General features: G+C 39.6%; 12 protein-coding genes. 2 read left to right on the top strand and 10 right to left on the bottom strand.

From position 1 onward, the window contains the following. From JWR61_RS02415 to JWR61_RS02425, 3 genes are all read right to left on the bottom strand, one after another. Window positions 1–1,591: VCBS repeat-containing protein (locus JWR61_RS02415; protein ID WP_301926263.1), on the bottom strand; the 1,591-nt coding region annotated here is incomplete at its 3' end. A 268-nt stretch (window positions 1,592–1,859) separates the two neighbouring features. Further along, complete coding sequence (locus tag JWR61_RS02420; RefSeq protein ID WP_301926264.1) at window positions 1,860–3,491, bottom strand: RagB/SusD family nutrient uptake outer membrane protein; 1,632 nt, start codon at window positions 3,489–3,491, stop codon at window positions 1,860–1,862. 33 nt (window positions 3,492–3,524) lie between these two features. Beyond that, on the bottom strand, window positions 3,525–6,503 hold the full coding sequence (locus JWR61_RS02425) for a SusC/RagA family TonB-linked outer membrane protein (RefSeq protein WP_301926265.1): 2,979 nt from the start codon (window positions 6,501–6,503) through the stop codon (window positions 3,525–3,527). Window positions 6,504–6,968: 465 nt separating this feature from the next. Here JWR61_RS02425 and JWR61_RS02430 point away from each other — a divergent pair, with 465 nt between their 5' ends. After that, entirely contained in the window at window positions 6,969–7,907 is a 939-nt protein-coding gene (locus JWR61_RS02430; RefSeq protein WP_301926266.1) for a GyrI-like domain-containing protein, read from the top strand. A gap of 23 nt (window positions 7,908–7,930) precedes the next feature. On the opposite strand, the gene JWR61_RS02435 is transcribed toward JWR61_RS02430, so the two are convergent. The 7 genes from JWR61_RS02435 to JWR61_RS02465 form a co-directional block, all read right to left on the bottom strand. Next, entirely contained in the window at window positions 7,931–11,260 is a 3,330-nt protein-coding gene (locus JWR61_RS02435) for an FG-GAP-like repeat-containing protein (protein WP_301926267.1), read from the bottom strand. A gap of 73 nt (window positions 11,261–11,333) precedes the next feature. Beyond that, the gene (locus tag JWR61_RS02440) at window positions 11,334–12,983 is read right to left on the bottom strand and encodes a RagB/SusD family nutrient uptake outer membrane protein (protein WP_301926268.1); all 1,650 of its coding nucleotides are present in this window, start codon (window positions 12,981–12,983) and stop codon (window positions 11,334–11,336) included. 12 nt (window positions 12,984–12,995) lie between these two features. Next, the gene (locus JWR61_RS02445) at window positions 12,996–15,992 is read right to left on the bottom strand and encodes a SusC/RagA family TonB-linked outer membrane protein (RefSeq protein ID WP_301926269.1); all 2,997 of its coding nucleotides are present in this window, start codon (window positions 15,990–15,992) and stop codon (window positions 12,996–12,998) included. Window positions 15,993–16,430: 438 nt separating this feature from the next. Next, window positions 16,431–16,586, bottom strand: a complete 156-nt coding sequence (locus JWR61_RS02450; RefSeq protein ID WP_290340112.1) for a hypothetical protein — start codon at window positions 16,584–16,586, stop codon at window positions 16,431–16,433. Window positions 16,587–16,710: 124 nt separating this feature from the next. Beyond that, window positions 16,711–17,865, bottom strand: coding sequence for a methionine aminotransferase (locus tag JWR61_RS02455; protein ID WP_301926270.1), 1,155 nt, complete (start codon window positions 17,863–17,865; stop codon window positions 16,711–16,713). 107 nt (window positions 17,866–17,972) lie between these two features. Continuing rightward, window positions 17,973–19,055 (bottom strand): mannose-1-phosphate guanylyltransferase, encoded by a 1,083-nt coding sequence (locus JWR61_RS02460; protein WP_301926271.1) that lies wholly within the window; start codon window positions 19,053–19,055, stop codon window positions 17,973–17,975. 62 nt (window positions 19,056–19,117) lie between these two features. Next, the gene (locus JWR61_RS02465) at window positions 19,118–20,083 is read right to left on the bottom strand and encodes an SIS domain-containing protein (RefSeq protein WP_301926272.1); all 966 of its coding nucleotides are present in this window, start codon (window positions 20,081–20,083) and stop codon (window positions 19,118–19,120) included. Between the two features lie 250 nt (window positions 20,084–20,333). Here JWR61_RS02465 and recQ point away from each other — a divergent pair, with 250 nt between their 5' ends. Beyond that, window positions 20,334–22,625 (top strand): DNA helicase RecQ, encoded by a 2,292-nt coding sequence (gene recQ / locus JWR61_RS02470; RefSeq protein WP_301926273.1) that lies wholly within the window; start codon window positions 20,334–20,336, stop codon window positions 22,623–22,625. Window positions 22,626–22,675: the final 50 nt, after the last annotated feature.

The raw sequence follows: 22,675 nt of genomic DNA on the forward strand, positions 1-22,675 counted from the left end.
CAAAGCGGTTCTTGCCTTCGCCTTCCAGTATTACTTTTAAAAATTTATTCTCCGGATGTTGTTGTACGCTCTGGTTGCGGTACACAAAGGCTGGCATGTTGACATTGTTCACAACCAAATCTAAATCACCATCATTGTCAAGATCCGCATACGCTGAACCGTTACTAAAGCCCGGTTGGTCCAATCCCCATTCCTTTGCCTTGTTCGTAAATGTTAAGTCCCCATTGTTGCTATATGCATAGTTCGATAAAGGATTTGATGGCATTAAATCGATTAACTTTTTTATGCCGCCATCTTTTTCCTGTTTCAAGATTTTTCTTACTTCATCGGGGTTGGCTGTATACTGAATATAATCCTGATCCGTCAGATCTTTAAAAATGGCATTGGCTACAAAAATATCTTTAAAGCCATCATTGTTTAAATCGGTTATCAGTGCGCCCCAGCTCCAGTCGGTGGCCTGCACTCCGGCCAGGCGCCCAATCTCGCTAAAGTTTACTTCAGGAATTTTAGTAGCATCAATTGGTGAAATTCCCTGGTTTAACTGCAACACATTTCTTACAAACTGGTGATAATAGCCGTTCGCCAAATTTGATTGGTATTTGTCCCAGTTTTCAAAATTGGTTTTTGTTTTAACCCTCGCTTCGGTTTCGGGCAGCATATCTGTAACATAAATATCGGGATAGCCATCATTGTTGATATCGGCGATATCAGCACCCATAGAATTCATACTCAGTTCACGAATGCAGTTTTCCAGCGACTCTGTAAATGTGCCGTTTTTGTTGTTGATGTACAGGTAGTCCTTTTCAAAAAAATCGTTGGATACATAGATATCCTGCCAGCCATCTTTATTGACATCAGCAATGGTGACGCCAAGGCCAAAACCGATCTTGCTGCTGTAGATACCGGCCTTTGTAGTTACATCTATAAAATGATTATTATCGTTTCGGTACAATTTATTACCACCAAGTGTATCTGGAATATTGCGCTGATCTTTGACCAGATCATAATTTCCAACTGAACGCATGGAATTATTCAGCAGGTAACAATCCAGGTCGCCATCATGGTCATAATCAAAAAATTCTGCGTGTGTTGAAAGCCCGAGACTATTCAATCCATATTCCGCAGCCCGCTCTGTAAAAGTGTTGTTGCCATTATTTATGTATAAACTGTTGTTGCGGTTTTTACTTTTAAGATCGCCCGATTTACAAACATAAATGTCCAATAAACCATCGCCGTTAACGTCTGCAAAAGTAACCCCGGTCGACCATACGCCTGCTGAATTAAGCCCCGCTTTATCTGTAATGTCTTCAAATTTAAAATTGCCCTTATTCAGGTAAAGCTTGTTAGATTTCAGGTTGCCACAAAAAAACACGTCAGGTAAACCATCGTTGTTGATATCGCCAATACCAACACCGCCGCCATTATAAAAATTGCGGAAAGTATACGCGTTCAATTCTTCTGTGTATTTAACGTCGTTTGAAAAATCGATCCCCGTGATAGCAGGAGGAATAAGATCAAATAATTTAACCGTGTTCCCACTATAGGATGAATGACATCCGGAAAACATGGCTATGGTACAGATAGATATCATTTGAAAAAAAACACCTTTTGTCTTTCTCTGCATTATTTTTCTTTCCCAAAAACAGTAAATAAAATCTTGAAACAAAAGGAAATTTTTAGTGGTATCAACAATCATTTACAGCGCATCCCATAAGTTCTGACAATAAAAGAAGGGACATCAAATTTACCCAATATTTGGCTCACTTTAATTATCTGAATGTTAAAAGGGAAAGCAGGTAATTTGCATTACAAGCTTTCCCTTTCAAAATTGTTAATAATTAACCTGCTAAGTATTTATATTAATAGCCAGGGTTTTGTTTAAGTAGTTTATTAGCGTTTATCTGAGCATCTGGTATCGGGAAAATATTCAGGTGATTGATTCCGTTTGGACCAAGTGCATCTGGTGCATCAGCATTATGAAATCCGTATGCATCATTGTAAGTACCAAAACGAATCATATCCTGTCTTTTCCATGCTTCGCAAAACATCTCCCTGCTTCGCTCAGCCAAGAAAGTCGCCGCAGTTAATGTGGCAAAAGGAGTTACCCCTCCATGCAGCGTCCTAATCTGATTAACTGTAGCTAATGTAGTCGCATCATTCCAGTTACTGGTATTCCTAGCAATGGATTCCGCCTTTGTTAAGAGGATATCTGCATAACGGAAGATAACAAAATCATTATCCATATTACTGGTCATACCATTATACATCTGCCATTTACCAATTCTCGCGCCAGACTGACGCCATGCTGCAGGCTCCAGCTCATTCATATATGGAGTAAAAGTGAAAGGTGTTCCATCAGGATCTGTTGCATCTGCTCCATCATCTACTAACCTTGTGCCGTCAGCAGCAAACTGCGGGCCTACAATAAAATTTCCAAGCCTTTTATCCAGTGTACCTCTTGTCATATCTCCTTTAGGACTCAACCCGACTACCATTCCTGTTGTTCCAGGATTTGCTATTGTATCGATATAAGATTTATAAAACTCTGCTGTAGAGGCAAAGCCATTCCATGGTTGTGCATTGATATTATATGTCCTTTGATTCAGGTAACTTAAAGTCATCATATTTATATTTAGTCCCCCAAACTTAATATGATCAAAAGGTATAGCCCAGATAAATTCCTTAGACCCCTGATCATTTTGGGAAAAATTATCAGCATAGTTGGGCATTAAGTTATAAACACCTGAATTAATAATATTATCACAAGCCGCAATAGCTTTATCATATTGTTTGCCAGCTCCATACAATTCCGCGTTTAAATATAATTTTGCAAGGCATGCTTCAGCAGTATAGTAATTTACACGGCCATAAGTTGCAACGTCAGGAACAGAAGTTGGTTTTTTTAACAATGGTGCATTGGTAGTTAATTCCGATTCAATAAACTTATACACATCCAATCTCGGAGAATTTCCTACTGGTGTTGTAACGGAATAATCAATACTCAGTGGCACATTGCCATACCAATCCATTAGCCAATAATAATAAATAGCACGTAAAGCTTTTAATTCAGGAATGTACTCCAACGCGGAGGGTGTTCCAATTTTAGTTAGATTAAAAATCAGGCGATTACAGGTTGAAACACCAGAATAACAGAAATTCCATCCATTAGCTGGCAAAGGATCCGTTGCAACATAGGTATGTCTTTTTAATCTTACCCAATGCCCACCATCACCCCAATCAGGACCACGGGTTGGCACGACTATCTCATCAGTAGTTACTTCATTTAAAGGGATATAATGATTGTTACCTCCCACGCCTGCTAAATTCGCATAGGCTGCACCAACAAGAGACTGCACTTCCAAATCGGTTTTACCAAACTTATCACCTGTCACCTTATCAAAAAGGTACGGTCCTTCATCCAACTTGGTACAAGAAAATCCTGTAAAAAGCAGTCCGGCCATTAAAGTACTCTTAATTAATTTATTTTTCATATATTAAGTATGTAAATGAATAAAATTTATTTGTTAAAGAACAATGTTAACTCCTACTGTAAATGAACGTGTTAATACCCATGTACTTCTTCTGTCAATTCCAGGAGCCAGAATATTACCATTCAGGTTATCCGTATACCGTACTTCTGGATCTGCACCAGTGTAACCTGTAATGGTGAACAAATTGTGTCCAGTCAGGAATGCTCGAAAACTTTTAACCCCGTTAGCCTTCTTTACAATATTAAAATTGTATCCTAATGTAGCGTTATCCAATTTAACAAAGTCGCCTTTTTCAACGTAAAGGCTGGTGAATATTTGAGCATCCTTCAATTTTGGATCAAAATATTTTGTCTTTACTACGTTATATAATGCTGCAACAGATGGATTTTCATAAAAAGCCCTGTTGGTATTGATCAAATCATGTCCGAAAGAACCTCTTAAGAAGAAATTCAAATCAAAATTTCCATAATTAAAAGTGTTTGTCCAGCCCATTTCAAATTTTGGCAACCCATGGCCAATTACAGTTTTATAGGTTCCAGGACCTGCAGGAACTGCTTTTCCAGTTCCGTCATCAGCCAAAATTTTACCATTTGCATCAAGTCCCATATATACCTGATTATAAAAAGCTCCAATTTCTGCTCCCGCATATGTCCTTGTAATTTGTGTTGCCTCCTGACCCGGAGAACCCAGGTTGGTTTCGCCAATATATGAACCAGCCGATGGATCAAGCCTTGTTAATACAACATGATTGTGAGCAAAGTTGACGCCGGTTGTCCAATTAAATTTACTGGTTTTTCTGATCACTTCATAGTTCAATGCCACCTCAATACCGTTACCTGTCATGTCGCCAATGTTCTTCCAAGCCCTGTGGAAAAGTGCTGGCGGCGCAGGAACCTCAACATTAAAAATAAGATCCGATGTTTTACGCTTGTAATAATCCACTGTTCCGGACAACCGGTTATTGAAAGCAGCAAAATCTAATCCTATATCTGTTTCGGCTTTTTTCTCCCATCTCAGGTCAGGGTTGTCATTTTGATTTGGTCCAAAAGTTGAAATCCAATTACCATTTATAAGGTAATTTCCCCCACTTGTATAAGTTATTGCAGCCAAACCTGGTGAAGGTGGTAGGGCGCCGGTTACACCATAACTTCCTCTTAATTTGAGGGTATTGAAACCTGGCAGGTTTAAAAATTTATTTAAATCCACACCGGCACTTACCGCCGGAAAATAACCCCATTTGTTATTAGGACCAAATTCTGTAGAACCTTCTCTTCTTAAGGAAGCTGATATGAAAGCAAAGTTGTTATAATTTAAATTGACCCTGCCAAAAAAGGCTACCAATCTGTTGCCGTTTTTATAGCTGTTTATAGATGCCAGACCATTTTGTATATCTTGGGCTGTTGAAAAATCCTGGCCAGATAAATCAGTAATAAAGTTACCAGCACCAGCATTAAAACCCTGGTAAATAAAATCCTGGTAAGAATATCCTGCAACAGCGGCTACTTCCAGATTGGAAATTTTGCCATTGTACGATAATGTATTTTCATATAACTGGGTTGTCGCTTCATCATCTTTCTTATAAGAATATCCGTGACGTCCAACACCGGTTACACCATTATAAAACCCACGATCTATAAACGCTGTACTTGGGCTATATGCGGTAAGGTAAGTGCTGGTTTGTTGCTGAGCATATCTAGTAAGGAACTTGAGGCCTTTAACTATTTCATATTCTGCAGAACCTGCAAAGTTTAACCTACTTAGCTGCTGGTGATTAGAGTTTTGTCTCAAAAGGGCAACGGGGTTAGAGTATTCTGTAGCACTCACTTCAAAATAACCGCCACCTGCTAAATCCTGTTCTGGCTTTTGAGCATACACCGGAGACGTTGGATTGTAGATAGTTGCATATTCAAAAGCATTAGAGAATCCCAGGTCTGCAGTTTTACGAGTTGTACTAACTTCTACATTAAACACCAATCTATCATTTAATGCTTTGTGTGTTATATTCAACCGACCATTTAACTGTTTAAGGCCTGTTGTAATAGCGATACCTTGCGCATCTCTATAATTCACAGAAGCATTGTAAGTGGTATGTTCGTTGCCACCAGAAAAAGATAAATTATGCTGGTGCGATATAGCTGTTCTTGTAATTTCTTTATACCAATCAGTTGTGGCTCCATAATCTGTGCCGGCTCCCAGGGTTTTCAATAAACTACGATATTCTGCCGCACTTGCATGTTGGGTAAGCCTCGCTGCATTTTCTATACTAACGGATCCATTATAGGTAACCTGTGACGTTCCTTTAGTCCCTGTTTTTGTTGTTACGATAATTACACCTGCAGAACCGCGGGTTCCGTAAATTGCTGCAGAGGAACCATCTTTTAATACATCAATACTTTTAATATCGTTAGGATCTACCGAGTTTAAATCAGCACCAACCTGGCCATCAATTACCACCAGTGGGGAAGTACCAGAACCAATCGTAGAGAGGCCTCTTAACCTGATATCAAAACCTCCGTTCACATCACCGCCTGCACGGGATATTGAAAGTCCTGCCACTTTACCTTGTAACAATTGGGCAACATCATTGATATTACCTTTATTGAATTGCTCTGCATTTACACGGGTAATCGCACTGGTAATTTCCCTCTTCTTTAGTGTACCATAACCTACAACCGTAACCTCGTTCAAAGCCGTATTACTGCTTTTCATGGAAACAGCAACATCGCTTTTTCCCGCAACGTTCAGGTCTTGTTTTTCAAAGCCTACACCAGAAAATGTAATTTTAGAAATCCCGTCCGTTGAGGATAATTTAAAGGATCCGTCATTTGCTGTGGCAGTTCCTACTTTTTTACCTGAAGTAGTAACTCCCAATACAGAAATCCCGGCTACAGGTGAACCATCTTTAGAGTCGGTTACCTTACCGGTTACTTCTTTGTTTTGGGCGTAAGCCATTGTGGAAAACAGGGCAAGACAAAAGCATAGGATGCCTTTTGCTAGTTTTTTTAAATTCATAATCAGTCGTTTAATTTAGTTTTTAATGCACTAATAACAGGTTACAATACACTTTTCCGAGAAATTGATAATGAAGTTTTGCCCGGGAGATACCCTGACAGGGAGAAAATTAAAATTTCTTCATACAGCAATATGTTGGTAGAGCGAATCGCGGCAATGAAATTATAACTTTGCTTTAACATGGATAGTTATATTAATAACAGAAGGCCCTGCAAATGTTTCCGCAAACGTTTGCAGAGGATAAAATAGATTTTAAATTTTTTAAAAAGTCTTTTTAACAATTATTCAACTAAATGATTGAGAAAAAATTGTTTAAAGTCGCAGGGAAGATGCTTAAGACGCAGTTCTTATTTTCCAGGCCGGCGTTGTTTATAAAGAAAAACGATTTGAAGCCGTACATCTTTTGCATTTGCACTAAAGCTGGATGAAAATTTGTTTCCGTTTTGTACCACAATAAATTAAGGCATGAAAAAAATATTTGTTACAGTCCTGGGTATAATAACATTAGCCATCGTTGCTGAATATTTCCTTATACCAAATATTGTAATGATAAAAGCCAGTGCCTCTGTGTCAACACCGGCACCTGCCATCCACAGAATGTTACTCAATAAAGCCAGTCTCGCTAAATGGTGGCCGGGAAAAAAAACCGGCGATAGTTTGTTTTACAATGATTTATTGTACAAGATAAAGGATGGCAATATTACGGTTATTCCCGTGTCTGTTGTTAATGACAAGCTGAAATTAAACAGTTCTTTATACGTGGTTTCTCTATCGGCTGATTCCACCAGATTGGAGTGGGTCGGTTCAGCTGCTAACTCCAATAATCCAGTCAAACGTCTTCAAAATTACCTGCAGGCGAAACAAGTTAACAGGGACTTTTCGGCAATTCTTCAAAAAATGACCACTTTTTATAGCGACCCGGTAAATATTTATGGTTCCGCAGTTAAAAAGGCCCTTATTTCTGACAGCCTGCTGATTGCCACAGCAGCAAGCTACAGCCACTATCCCACTACCAAAGATGTCTACGATTTGATAGACAAATTGGGTGCATATATTGCTTTTAATAAAGGCAGGAGGACAGGATTTCCTATGCTTAATATTTCAACAAATGACAGCATACAATATGATGTAAAAGTGGCGCTCCCTACTGATAAGCTCATTAAGTCGTCCGAAAATTTTGAACAAAAAAGAATGCCGGGCAAAAGTGTTATTTTGTTTAGTGAGGTTAGAGGAGGGACTTATACCTGCGCTAGTGCACTGGATCAATTGCAGAAATACGCAGATGACAGGCAATTAAGATCGCCTGCAATTCCTTTTTATTCACTGGTAACTGATCGCAGAAAGGAAACAGATTCCAGTACCTGGATAACCAGGGTTTATTTCCCGGTTATGTTGTATCAATAGACTTGTAAAATTTGACTCCGAGACTACTTGATCTCATTGTTAATTTTTGTCAATACGGGATACAAATTGTTTTGAAGAATTAATAAACAATGCAGATTTTTGGTGTTTACTGCCTGGATGTCTCTTACTTCGCCCTTTAGACCCAAGCCTGTTTTTGCTTCTTCCTGCCAGCTGAAATTGCCTTTGCCATCATTTAGTAACACATCTCCAAAACTTGCGTCCAGCCTTTCAAACTGCGGTAAAAAACCAAACTGGTTTCCTCCTAAAATAAGATCAGGGTGGCCATCTTTGTTTACATCCATTACGCGGCAAACGTTGACGCAGGATAACTGGACCCTGGCGGGCAATTTTTTTATCATAAAGTTGCCATTCCCCTCATTTAATGCAATGCAGGAACTGGAATAATTAACCTTCTTCACACTACATTTTTCAACAATCTCTTTAGAAAATAATTGCTGAATTGATTTTTTTGAATAGGCTTCATTTTTCAGGCTTTGCTTTTTTATCCCCGGAATTTGCTCTTCCAAGTCAAACTTTAAAAACGCCGGTTTATCCTCACCGTCGATTGTATAGGTTAGTATTTTATCAATACTGCCATTCTGGTCAAAATCGTTGATCCATAGTTTTACAGGATGGCTACTATCGGGATGCAAATAAAAATTTTCGCCCATGTTGCCTAAAATGAGATCTTCTCTTCCATCGCCATTTAAATCGGCCGCAGTTACTGTTTGCCACCATCCAAAAAGCTGATTGAGGTTACTGGAAATCTCTATGAAATGATCATGCTGAAAAGAAAAAATTCTTGGGCTCATCCATTCACCGGTAATCACTAACTCTTTTTGTGTGTCGCCGGTAACATCAACCCGTACTGCACCCGTCACCATTCCAATTTTAGCAATATCCGGATTTTTCACTGGTGCAATGTCGTGAAAATGCCCGTTGCCGTCATTTACAAATAAATAGCTGGCGGGGTCCATTCCGTAAATACCGGGGAAACTTCTGCCTCCAATAAAAAGATCGGGGTAACCATCCTGGTTAAAATCATCTGCAACTGCAACAGCTATGTTCATCCCGACATTGGTAAAACTGGCTGCATCCAGCAAAAAATTGCCTTTTCCATCATTTTTAAATAATCGTAGCTGCAGCTCCCTGCTATTAGGAGGGGTTGCATTACCGCCGGGGCAAATAAGCAAATCCTGGTCGCCGTCTTTGTCACAGTCAAAAAACAATACAGCAACATCTTCAAAATCCGTGTACTGCTGAAACCCCTTTTGATCCGTCTTAATAAAATTTCCTTCATTGGTCTGAAAACAGAGCTGCCCCGGATGACCCGGCGTTCCTCCAATAAAAACATCCTCCAACCCATCCCCATTTACATCAGCCACCGCGGCTTTCGGACCTTCACGTGAAAGCATTCTTGGAATATTGCGCTCATTGTAAAAATCAATTACGTCATTCTCTTCATGTTTATCAAAATTGCTGGCTATGGTTGAAAAAAATGGTGTTTCTTTTTTTTCAGCCGGCATTATTGGCGATAGCGAGCTGGCTTCGTCCTGGCGAATAACATGTGTCTTATTCATTACCGGATTTTTTATGACGGTGCTGGTTCTGTTTGGCCAATAAACAATCAGTGAGTCTGCCTGTGTAATCGTTCCTGTTCCGATGACGATTGTGTAATCCATTGAAGACTGAAAACCACGGCTTGGATATAGCTCTCTTGTGAATTGCTGCCTGCCTGCAAAGAGTTTTATTGTGCTGCCGATGGCGAATGTATTTTTTCCGTTTCCTTTAAGTTGAATGCTGATATAATTATTATGATTTAATTCACGGGCTTTATTTTTATATACAAAGGCCTGCTGGTTTTCATTATTTACTACCAGGTCAAGGTCTCCATCACCATCCAGGTCTGCATAAGCCGCACCGTTAGAATAACTGGGTTGTGTAAAGCCCCAGCTTTCTCCGATATCAGTAAATTTAAGGTTGTGATCATTCCTAAATACTTTATTTACCAAAGGTGTTTTCGGAATCTCTTTCAGTACTTTTTCAACATCTTTTTTTTCGCCGTTCATCACCATTTTGTGGTAGGTTTCATCCGCAAAAAAATTCATAAAATCCAGGTTGGTAACATCTTTATTAATACCGTTGCAAACATATAAATCGTTCCATCCGTCATTATCCATGTCAAACAACAGGGCACCCCAGCTCCAGTCTGTTGCAGCAACACCGCTGTAATTGGCAATGTCAATAAAGTGATTGTTTTTATTGTTTAACTGTAAACAATTTTGGGTGTATTGATAATAAAAGCCTGCTTTTATCTTGGCATTGAATAAATCGATGTTATCAAATGCGCCCATTGTTTTTAGCCGGTAATCGTTCAGTGGTAACATATCCGATGTAAATATATCCTGGTATCCATCATTGTTGATATCAGCAATATCTGCGCCCATAGAGGAGAAGCTGGTATGTTGCAGACAATTTTCCAGTTCGTCTTTAAATGTGCCATTTCTTTGGTTGATGTATAAATAATCTCTTTCATAAGAGTCGTTTGACACATATACATCGGGATATCCATCATTATTGATATCACTTACAGAAACTCCTAAACCGAAACTAATAAGGGAACCATGTATGCCGGCATCCTTTGTAACTTCTGTAAAATGCCCGTTGTCATTTCTAAATAAATGATCGCCGCCGCCTTTTAAAAAATCAGCCACGGGCCATTGGGCATCCGGTAAATCTCTGCGGTTGCTAAACTGCAACTGGTTTACCGGTATTGGACTATTGTTAATCATAAAACAATCCAGGTCGCCGTCGAGATCATAGTCGAAAAAGGAAACCTGGGTCGTATAAGCAGCAATATCAAGACCATACAGTGCTGCAGATTCTTTAAAAGTAAGATCGTGATTATTGATGTATAGTTTGTTTTTTCTGTTACCCGTTGCCATGTGGCCGGATGTGCTCACGTAAATATCAAGCCAGCCATCGTTGTTCACATCTGCGAAAGCAACACCTGTATTCCATTTATCATCTTCTATTATACCTGCTTTTTTACTGATGTCTTCAAACTTAAAATCACCCTTATTCAGGTATAGCTTATTAGTTGCTGTATTGGATGTTAAAAACACGTCGGGCAGCCCATCGTTATTGATATCGCCAATGCCCACTCCGCCACCATTGTAAAAGTTTCTGAATAAAAAGCTGTTTTCTGTCTTGCCATCTTCTACCTTATTTTCAAAATTGATTCCGGTATTTTCCATCAGCTCAAACAAGAGAGCAGCCTTGTCTTTTCCTTTATTGCAGGAGACAAATAATGTGTAGGTAAAAAATAAAAAAAGACAAATTTCTTTTCTCATCCGTAACGCATTTTAAAAATAAAAGGCCATTGTAATAATGACCTTTTTAAGATGATATCTGTGTTTAAAACATTTAATAACCGGTATTTTGTTTCAGATTAGGATTAGCGGCTAAGGCCGATGTTGGAATGGGAAACAATAAATGCGCTTCGTCCGACGCAGGTTTTAGTGCCCAGGGTTTCATAAATACACCAAACCTGATCAGGTCTGTTCGCCTGGTACTTTCCCAGTATAATTCCCTGCCTCTTTCGGCCAGTAATGTACCGGGGTCTGCCACGTTGGATGGATTCACCAGTGTCATTGATGCCAGGGGTGCGGCCTTTCTTGCTGTTCTCAATTCGTTCACCAAAGCAAGTGCGCCTGCATTGTCTGCAGCTGTCGCCCGCATCTTTGCTTCAGCCACCATCAACACTACATCGGGATACCGATAAATCATAGCCCAGTTGCCAGATACGCCACCACCATAATTTTTTCCATTGCCTGAGAAATCAGGAACATATTTTACAATCCTGATACCTTTGATCTCCAGGTCGTTTCCTGTTTCTTTTAAGTCAGCGCTGATATTGGGATCAAATTTCAGCAGATTACCTTTTCGGTCTTTTTCAGCCGTACCATCTTCATAATATTGCTGACCTATTAACAACCCGGGCCGTATTCCGGAAACATCAGTGCACCCTTTATAAAACCTTCCGCCAATCCGCTGGTCGAGCAAAGTATCGGCAGGCGTTTTTGTCGGCGTACTGGTAACCCCGAAAGAATTATAAAAATCAGCCACCGTTGAAAATCCGTTCCAGCCCGATTGAGGAGCCAATGGCCTGTAAGAATTGTAATGCAGTGTAGCCCACCAATAGTTGTGTATACCAGAGTTGTTTGTTGCTACGCCAGATGTATTTGGATAGGCAAATATTGCTTCTTTAGAACCAGAATTGGAAGGACTAAAATTATCAAAGTAGTTAGCATTATAAGCATATTTACCGCTGGCTATAATAGCATTACCAAGGGTAATTACCTGCTGCATATCTGCGTCATTAAATGTGGGTGCAGCCCTGTTATTAAATGCGCCACGGTTTAAATACAGTTTCATTAATAACATATTTGCTGCATCCTTGTTGGCTTTAGCAATGCCGTTTGCGGGATCCAGATCCGGAATAATGGTATTTAATTCGTCGATGATAAAATTTACTGCAGAATCGCCCGTATAAACTTTAGGAGCATTCAGTAAATTGTCACCCGGGTCGCGGAAGGGAAACTGCCCGAATAAGTCCAATAACTGGTACAATGCAAAAGCCCTTAAAAACCTTGCCTCTGCCGCTTGTGCTTTGGAAGGATTAAATGCCAGTACATTGGTAGCATCGAAATTTAATTTGTTAAGGGCATTAAACATATTGATTATGACATCAACACCATCTGCCTTAAAAGTTTGTTGCTTTAGTGCCCGCCATTTTCCATTATCATCCCAGTCTCCCGCCCTCGTTGGTACTACACATTGATCTGCAGTTACCTCCTCCATGGACATAATATTTCCGGGGTCAGAATATGGATTGCCCACATCATTGTAAGCCGTTTGCAATAACAATTGTGTTCCATTTACACCCAGCGCATTTTTTGCCTGGTCGCTCGTTAGTGTACTGTTTAGTCCCTGGTCAAGCTTGGTACAGCTTGTTGAAAAAATAAGCGCAATTAGAGCAATTGAAAAATGTGTTTTATATTTTAACGGATACATAGCTTAGCGTTTTTATAGTGACATATTAAAACCAAAGTTGATAATGCGTGGTGTTGGATAAGGTATATATTCAATATTCCTGGAAGGATAACCATTATTGGTTTTATCAACATTTACCTCAGGATCAAATCCTGTAAATTTGGTAATCACAAACAGGTTGGTACCTCCTACAAAAACATTTAAATTTTTGATGTACTTTCCCGCGTTACCCACTGCATAGTTGATCGTAGCATTTCTTAGTTTTAAATAGTTACCGCTCTCCAGGTATCGGGACGAAGCAGCCACACTGGAGTTGATATTTTCGACAGAACCCAATACAGAAGCATCTACATTTTTACCATTTTGAAGGTTGCTGATGTTGGTAACTGAATTAAATGTATTGTTGTAAATCAGGTAGCCGGAAGCTCCGCTGGCATTTAAACTAAGCGAAAATTTATCATATCGGAGTGAGGTGCTGAAACCATATAACCAATGCGGGTTGGGATCCCCAACAAAGGTTGGATTATCTGCAATGATCTGCTGGCCATTTTGATCAAAGCCACCAAATTGTTTTAAGTAATATACGTTTACAGGATGGTTATTTCCTATTACCTGCGCTAAAGCACCGGACACTCCCTGGCCACTCACCTGGGCTGTCTGAATATCTGCCTGCGCAAAGTCTTTCAACAGGTTTTTATTATGGGCTATATTGGCGCCAGCCTCCCAGCTAAATTTCGGATTTGTAATGATGGTTGCGCCAACTGAAAATTCATAGCCTTCATTTATTAAATGAGCAGGCAGGTTGATGAAAAATATTGACGCAGGTGCCGGTTGAATCGCTGTGCTTTGAAATAACAGGTCAGACGTATTTTTCTTGTAATAATCAATAGAACCAAAAATTCTGTTTTTTAATATTGCGTAATCAAGGCCAATATTAATCTGCGTGGTCTTTTCCCATTTCAAGTCGGGGTTAGCTACATTGCTTTGGCCGATGCTATTGTAGGCCCCGGAATTAAATTGTTCCAATGACGCTCCGGCTGGAAACTCCTGGTTACCTGTAATGCCCCAGGACGCCCTCAAACCAAGGCTTGAAAAAACATTGCTGGATTTTAGAAAGTCTTCACTGCTGAGTAACCACTTTGCACCTACGGATGGGAAATATCCGTACTTGTTATTTTTACCAAATTTACTGGAGCCGTCAGCCCGGATGGTCCCCGTTAAAAAATATTTATCAGATAAATTAAAATTTACGCGACCAAAATAAGATTGAATTTCGGTCGTCGGATCTACGAAAGTTACCAGGGGTGTTTGCGTTTTTGCATTTTGAAAAAAACTGGTATATAAAACCGGGATGCGGTTCTTTTGATCCAGGTTGGTATTAAACTGTGAGGCAAATAGCGACAGGTTGGAATAGTTTGTTTTCCAATATTCATATCCAGCCAAAGCTTCAAGTTTTAAATCTTGCGAAAGCGACGTGCTGTAGTTAAGCGTATGCGTAAATGTTTGTGAAGTGAGTTCTGCCTGTGATATAGCCGCATCGCCAATGCCAGACACACCGTTTATTCCATCAATCCAGCCATCGATATTAGTATTTCTTTTTCCTGTTCCGTGATTGATGGCATACAAAAATTTATACTCCAGGCCTTTTATCAATTTTACCGTTGCAGAAACATTGCCTAAAAAAACATTCACATTCGCAACATCATTGTATCCTTCAATTACCGCAAGCGGATTGGGAACAGAATTAGTGGCCAGGCTGTACAATCCGGTACTGGTTGTGAAGGGAGCGGTCGGATTCCAGTTCAATGCATAAGAAATTAAATTACCTCCGGCCCCGGCCGTATTACTTACCAAACCCATGTTTTCGGTTGTATGCCCGGCGATCAAGCCGAAATCAATAGACAAGCGCTTATCTAAAAACTTATATTGTCCGGAAAAATTACCAAGGTATTTATCCAGGGAAGTCTTTTTTATAAACCCATAATTTTTTGATCCCAAAAAAGAGGCGCTGAACCGGCCGGACTCGCCACCGCCACTTAACGCCAGGCTATACTCCTGTGATAAACTGGTCTGGGTAATTTCTTTGAGTGCATCAACGGATGCTTTATGATCCAGCGAAAGCGATAAGGTGTCCAGACTGTATTTATGCAAAGCTGTTCTAAAATCTCCAGCTGTTAGTACCTTATACTTTTTCATGTAGCCTGCAGAAACGCCGAACTTTGTTCCGAATTCTATTTTAGTTCCCCCGGTTCCTTTTTTAGTTGTAATTACCACAATGCCATTCGCTCCACGGGAACCGTAAATTGCAGTAGAGGAAGCATCTTTCAGTACATCAACCTGAGCAATATCGTTGGGATTAATGTATAGCAAAGGATTAGATTCAGGTGTTGTTCCAAAGTCCAAACCTGAGCCAGCACCGAAGTTCAGGCTGGGCTTGGCCGTTCTGCCATCCAGTGGCACTCCGTCTACAACATACAAAGGGTTGTTACTCGCCCTTATTGAATTATTACCGCGTATTTTAATTGTAGTGGCGGCACCCGGTTGACCACTATTACTTGTAATTTCGAGCCCCGGCACTTTGCCCTGCAATAGCTGGTCGGGTGATGCGATCACACCCTGGTTGAAATCCTTGGCCTTTACAGAAGAGACGGCACCCGTTAAATCCTTTTTTCTTGCTGTGCCGTATCCGATGATCACCACTTCATTCAGACTGGTATTGGTTGCCACCAGTGCAATGGAAACATCAGTTTTACCCGTTACATCAATTGTTTGATTTTGGTAGCCGACACCAGATACGGTCAAACCCGTAATGTTCTCTGCCATTGAAATACGAAACGATCCATCCGTACCCGTTGCAGTTCCTGCTGTTTTGCCATTCGCGGATTTGGCGACTACAGAGATGCCTGAAACGGGAGTAGAGTCCTTTGAATTAATTACTGTTCCGGAAATTTTGTTTTGGGCCAAGGTGACAGTAGAAAAAAGAACCAGACAAAAACAAAAAATGCTTCTTTCGAATTTTTTTACGTTCATAACCAGTCGTTTTAATTAAGTTTTAGATACACTAATCCTAACTCTATTTTTATGCTGGAAATTGGGCAAGAATCCGGGCCGGGAAGCCCGTGAAAGAGGTCGAGAGTTTTATCAACTATTGCAGTACTCGGGTAAATTGACACTGCTACCTAAAATTAAAAAATTGGTTTTATATAAAAATTTCTGAGGTCATTTTTCAAACGATTGCAGAGGAGAAAATCACAGTTTAGAAAGGAAATTTTTACAAATCCTTTAAAATCAATATTTTGTAAAGGTGTCAAAACTGTTAAAAAAAACTTAAAATGCATTCTGATTTGAAAACTTTATAATTCTTGAAATGCCAGGTATTCTTTCAAGTGACCAGTTATCATTCAGTAGAAATAAATAAAAAACCCTCCTGAGTGGAGGGTTGATCATTTGGGGGTTTGTTACCAAAAGTTATATGATTAGCATGTTTCTGTTTCTGCCTGCCCTTTTGCCTTTTTTATAATATTTTATCGGGTAGATATCAGGTGTCTGCGTTAATTTATTCAGCATATTTTTCACCAGTTGTATAACAGGGTATCCGCTATTTTTGTTAGAAATATTTGCCATTTGCATTGAATTTTATCAACTAGTAACGGCAGATTTTAATAATTATTGTGCTGAATAATAGTTGATGTGATGTTCGCCGGAGCAAAGCCTGGGTAAGATCCTTAGTACGATTATTACAAATTTTTCAACCGCATTTTATCAGCCGGTTTACAGCTTCTTCCAACGTTGTTTGTTTTTTCGCAAAGCAGAAACGTATAACACGGTCATCTTTTTGCCCTGTATAAAAGGCTGAAACTGGTATAGTGGCTACGCCATATTGTTTAGTTATTCTTACTGACAAATCCATGTCTTTTTCTTCGCTCAATCCTTCATATCTATACAATTGAAAATAACTGCCGTGAGACGGTAATGCCGTGAATTTTGTCTGCTGCATAAGGGATTGGAAGTAATCTCTTTTTTGCTGTATTGTTTTTCCCAGTTGCAGGTATTGTTCTTTTTGTTGTACAAACTCTGACAGTGCAAACTGAACAGGACTATGGCTGCTAAAACAATTAAACTGATGCACTTTTCTAAACTCATTCATCAGCGGTTGCGGAGCAACGCAATAACCCAGTTTCCAGCCGGTGCAGTGATATGTTTTTCCAAATGAGAAACACACAAAACTTCTTTCCAGCAAATCGGGATAGCGTAACATAGTTTCGTGCCGCAGGTCGTCAAATATTAAGTGTTCGTACACTTCATCGCTTAAAATAAAAATACCCGTGTTTTTTACAACGCTTCGTAGTTGCTCAATGTCATAACTACTCAATACACTTCCTGTTGGGTTATTGGGTGAATTAAGCACAATCATTTTTGTTTTTGATGTAATGCTTTCCTTAACCAATTGCCAGTTGATACTATAAGAAGGAAAACTTAACGGAATCAAAACCGGGATTGCACCATTGATAATAATGTTTGGGATATAACTGTCGTAGGCAGGTTCAAAAACAATCACTTCATCCCCCGGACGGAGAACTGTGGTAAGCGCAGTATAAATAGCGTACGTTCCGCCTGGTGTAATTGTTATTTCTGAATCAGGATGGATATTGGCATCATATAAATCAGCCATCTTTTCTGCCAGCCGTTCCCGTAACGATAACAGACCATTCATATGAACGTACTGATTATTGCCATCCTGCATTGACTTATTTACCAACGCAATTAAATCCGGATTCATCATGAAATCAGGAAAACCCTGGCCGAGGTTGATGGCTTTGTATTCTGCTGCCAACATACTCATCTTTGTAAAAATCGTAGTGCCTACTTTTGGAAGTTTGCTGTGAATGGTGGGAGAAGCCATTGAATTGCATTTTAACTTATTGACATGTGGACGTAGGTATCGAAAATTGAAACCCCTGGAGAAAAATTTTAGTCCTCATTGAAAACTCATGATTTCCTGAAACTGCATTAAATATATCTATCTCCTTTATTTCGTTTCACTTCCGCCACATATTCTTTAATTTCCTGCTCTTTTTCCTTTTTACAAATAAGCAACACGTCGTCCGTATCAACAACAATAAAATCATCCAGGCCCTGAATTAATACCAATTTATCATTGCCGGCATGTACCATATTTTTTGTGGCGTCAATAATCATAACATTGTTGCCGGATACCGCGTTGTCCAGGTAATCTTTCTCAAAATTCTCATAGGCGCTTGCCCAGGTACCCAGGTCGCTCCATCCAAAAGAAGAGGGTATGATATATACATTATCGGCTTTTTCCATCACGCCGTAATCAATAGATATGTTTACACACTGCGGGTAAATTCTTTCAATGGCTTCTTTTTCTTTTTCTGAAGAGAAGTTATCTTTTTCAGCATCAAACACATCATGCATTTCCGGTAAAAATGTTTCAAATGCCTTTAGTATATTTTTTACCTGCCAAACAAAAATACCTGCGTTCCATAAAAAATCGCCACTGGATATAAAGGTTCTGGCCAGATCCTTATCCGGCTTTTCCGTAAATGTTTTTACTTTAAAAACGTTTTCACTCACTTTTTGCTGATCGTACTGTATGTAACCATAACCTGTATTGGGATGGGTTGGTTTAATACCCAATGTAACCAATGCCTTTATATGTGCAGTAAAATGCAGAGCCTGCAGGCAAGTTTCTTTAAATCCATGCGGATCGAGAATGATATGATCTGCGGGGGCACAAATCAAATTCGCTTCGGGGTTTAACTGATGTAATTTGTATGAAATATAGGCTATACAGGGGGCAGTATTTTTTCGTGACGGTTCGCATAAAATGTTTGCCACCGGAATGTCGGGCAATTGTTCAGCAACAATATCTTTGTATTGATGGGTGGTTACAATGTAGATATTTTCCTTTGGTACAAAAAGGGTAAACCGGTCATATGTCGCCTGAATAAGGGTTCGGCCCGTATTCAAAATATCCAGAAATTGTTTTGGATAGTCTGTTCGGCTCAGTGGCCAGAATCTGCTGCCGATACCGCCAGCCATAATGGCCACGTAGTTGTTGTTATCCATCGTCTAAATCTCAATTTTTGCACCGCAAATGTATCGAAATGTTTTAGCATCATCCATTTACTTTAAATTATCCCCTCTCTTATAAGATCATGTAAATGTATAATACCGGCATACAGACCATTTTCTACAACAAGTAACTGGCTGATGTCCCTTGTTTTCATCATTTCCAACGCATGTGCTGCCAGCCTGGCTGCATCGATTACGGCCGGATTTGCGGACATTATATCATGGGCTTGTAGCACTGAAAAGTCAGTGGTTTTTTCCAGCATGCGGCGTAAATCGCCATCTGTAATAATTCCGGCAATTGAATTGTCGCTGTTTACTACGGCAGTTGCGCCTAAACGCCTGCGTGTTATTTCAACAATCACCTCGTTAATGGTGGCATTGCCGGTTACTGCGGGCTGCTCATTTTGTGCCGATAAATCTGCCACTCTCAAATAGAGTTTCTTCCCCAGCATGCCGCCGGGATGAAACCTGGCAAAATCGGCCGTGCCAAAACCTTTTACTTCCATCAAACAAACTGCGAGCGCATCGCCCATTACCATTTGAGCTGTGGTGCTGGTGGTGGGCGCCAGGTTATTGGGGCAAGCTTCCTGGCTAACGGTAGTATTTAAAACAATGTCGCATTGTTTTGCCAAAAAGGAAGCCGTATTCCCCACAATAGCAATCAGTGTATTTCCAAAACTTTTTATCAATGGAGCCAGCACTTTTATCTCCGGGCTATCACCACTTTTGCTGATAATAATGATAACATCGTCTTTCTGTATCATGCCCAGGTCGCCGTGTACAGCATCAGCTGCATGCATAAACAGAGCCGGAGTGCCTGTACTGTTAAGCGTGGCAACAATTTTTTGAGCAATGATGGCGCTTTTGCCAATGCCGCTCACAACAAGCCTTCCTGTTGAAGTGGCTATTTTATTCACCGCGTTGGCAAAATCATCATTAATAAAGGCTGCCAATTCTCTAATTGCAGCAGCTTCTACCTCAATGGTGTTTTTTGCGGTTGCTATAATACTGTTATGCTTCATTTTTTATTGCGGCAAACCTACTTTAAATAGCCCACAGTGCAAAAGGGAGTACCCTTTTTATACATACTTTAAAAAAAATTGAGTATCTTAATCGATGGTTAACACCTCTGGCAATTTGAAAATAGAAGGTATTGAAGTAACTTTGCACTCTTTTATAATATTTAAGCAGTAAAAGTGATTTCTTTTAAGCCATTTATTTTGTTCGATTTCCTATAAATTATTAACCAAGCGTGAAAGAGACGATATCTATATGACCACAGTAAAAAAGCCTAGAAAAGCTATTTCTGATAAAGAAAAACCGGTTCAAAAAAAATCCGCAGTCAAAGCAATTAATGTAGAAAAAAACCTTGATTTAAAAGCACAACTGCAAAGCTCATTTGGCTTTGACGGTTTTAAAGAACCCCAGGAAGCAATCATAAAGAATTTATTGGCTGGTAACGACGCCCTGATAATTATGCCCACTGGTGGTGGCAAAAGTTTGTGTTACCAGCTACCCGCCATTATCAGTGAAGGTTGTGCAATTATTGTTTCCCCGTTGATAGCATTAATGAAAAACCAGGTTGACCTTGTAAGAAGTTATAGCAGTAAGGATGACGTAGCCCATTTTTTAAACAGTACCCTTAATAAAGGCCAGCAAAAAATTGTAAAAGATGATTTGACAACTGGCAAAACAAAAATGCTGTATGTAGCTCCGGAAACACTCACCAAGGAAGAAAATATTGAGTTTTTTAAAGATCTTAACATCTCTTTTTTTGCGGTGGATGAGGCCCATTGTATTTCAGAATGGGGGCATGACTTCCGGCCTGAGTACCGTCGCCTGAGAGAGATGATGGAACTTATAAATGCTGACGCTCCGATGATTGCGCTAACGGCTACAGCAACTCCGAAAGTACAAAGCGATATTTTGCGAAATCTTGGATTACGCAATCCCAAAATATTCATTTCCTCTTTTAACAGACCGAATTTATATTACGAGATTTTACCCAAGATTAATAAAGATCAAACAGTAAAAAGCATTGTGCGTTTTGTTTCTCAAAACAAGGGCAAAAGCGGGATTATCTACACGCTGAACAGAAAAACAACGGAGGAGCTTGCTGATATGTTGATGGCAAATGGTATAAAAGCGGTAGCTTATCATGCCGGGCTGGATAGTAAGTTAAGGGCAGAACGCCAGGATCTTTTTTTGAATGAAGATGTGCAGGTAATCGTGGCCACCATTGCCTTTGGAATGGGCATTGATAAACCAGATGTTCGTTTTGTAATTCATTACAATATACCGAAATCGATAGAAAATTATTACCAGGAAACAGGCCGTGCCGGACGAGATGGCCTGGAAGGAAAATGTATTCTGTATTACAGTCATAAAGACGTTGCGAAGCTTGAACACCTGATGAGGGATAAGCCTTTAAGTGAAAGGGAAGTTGGTGCACAATTGATTAATGAAACGGTGGCTTATTGCGAAAGTTCTGTTTGCCGCAGAAAAATTTTACTGAATTATTTCGGAGAAGAGTATGATACGTTGCAGTGCACTGATAAAATGTGCGACAACTGCAACAACCCGAAAGAATTGATGGAGGCCAAAAAAGAAGCCTGCCAGGTATTGACTGTAATTAAAGGTTTAGACGAACAGTTTACTATGGATTACCTGATGCATATTTTGCGGGGTAAACCTAACCCCAAAGTAAAAATGTTCCGGCACGATGAACGTGAATTTTTTGGTATTGGTAAAAGTAAGGAAGAGCTTTTCTGGAACTCCTTAATGCGCCAGATGATTCTTGAAAGATTGATTCAGAAAGATATTGAAGAATATGGTGTATTGAAAATTACCAAAAAGGGGCATGCTTTTATAAAAAAACCATCATCTTTTAAAATTGTATTGAATAATTTATTTGAAGATGCGGATGCGGATGATGATGAGGCAGCACCTGTTGCAACATCAACAATAACGACAGATCAAAAATTATTAGAACTGTTAAAAGAGTTGCGTAAAAAAGTAGCCAGGGAAAAAAACCTGCCACCTTTTGTAATATTCCTGGAGACCAGCCTTGAAGATATGGCAACCATGTACCCAACCACCATTGAAGAACTTGAAAAATGCCAGGGAGTAAGCAGGGGGAAAGCCATGCGGTATGGCAAACATTTTGTTGATCTTATAGTTGACTACATTGGTGAGAATGAAGTGGAGCGCCCGGATGATTTCGTTATGAAGGGCGTAGTAAACAGAAACAACAACAAAATTTTTATTATCCAGAATGTAGATAAAAAAATACCCCTGGAAACCATCGCTAAAACAAAAGACCTTTCAATTCAGGAGTTACTCGAAGAAATGGAAACCATTGTAGCCAGTGGCACAAAATTAAACCTTGATTATGCCATTGATGAAATGGTAGATGAATATGAGCAGGAAGAAATTATTGATTATTTTAAAGCCTGTGAAACAAGCAGTCTGCAAATTGCACAGGAAGAATTGGCCGATAGCAGCTTTAACTGGGAGCAGTTGAAAATAATGCGTATCAAATTTTTGTGTGTGTACGGAAATTAGTTTTTAATAAAAATTTGCTGCCGGAACCAAACGTTCCGGCTTTTTTATTG

The sequence above is a fragment of the Ferruginibacter sp. genome, assembly GCF_028288465.1.
In the GTDB taxonomy this organism is placed as follows: Bacteria; Bacteroidota; Bacteroidia; order Chitinophagales; family Chitinophagaceae; genus Ferruginibacter.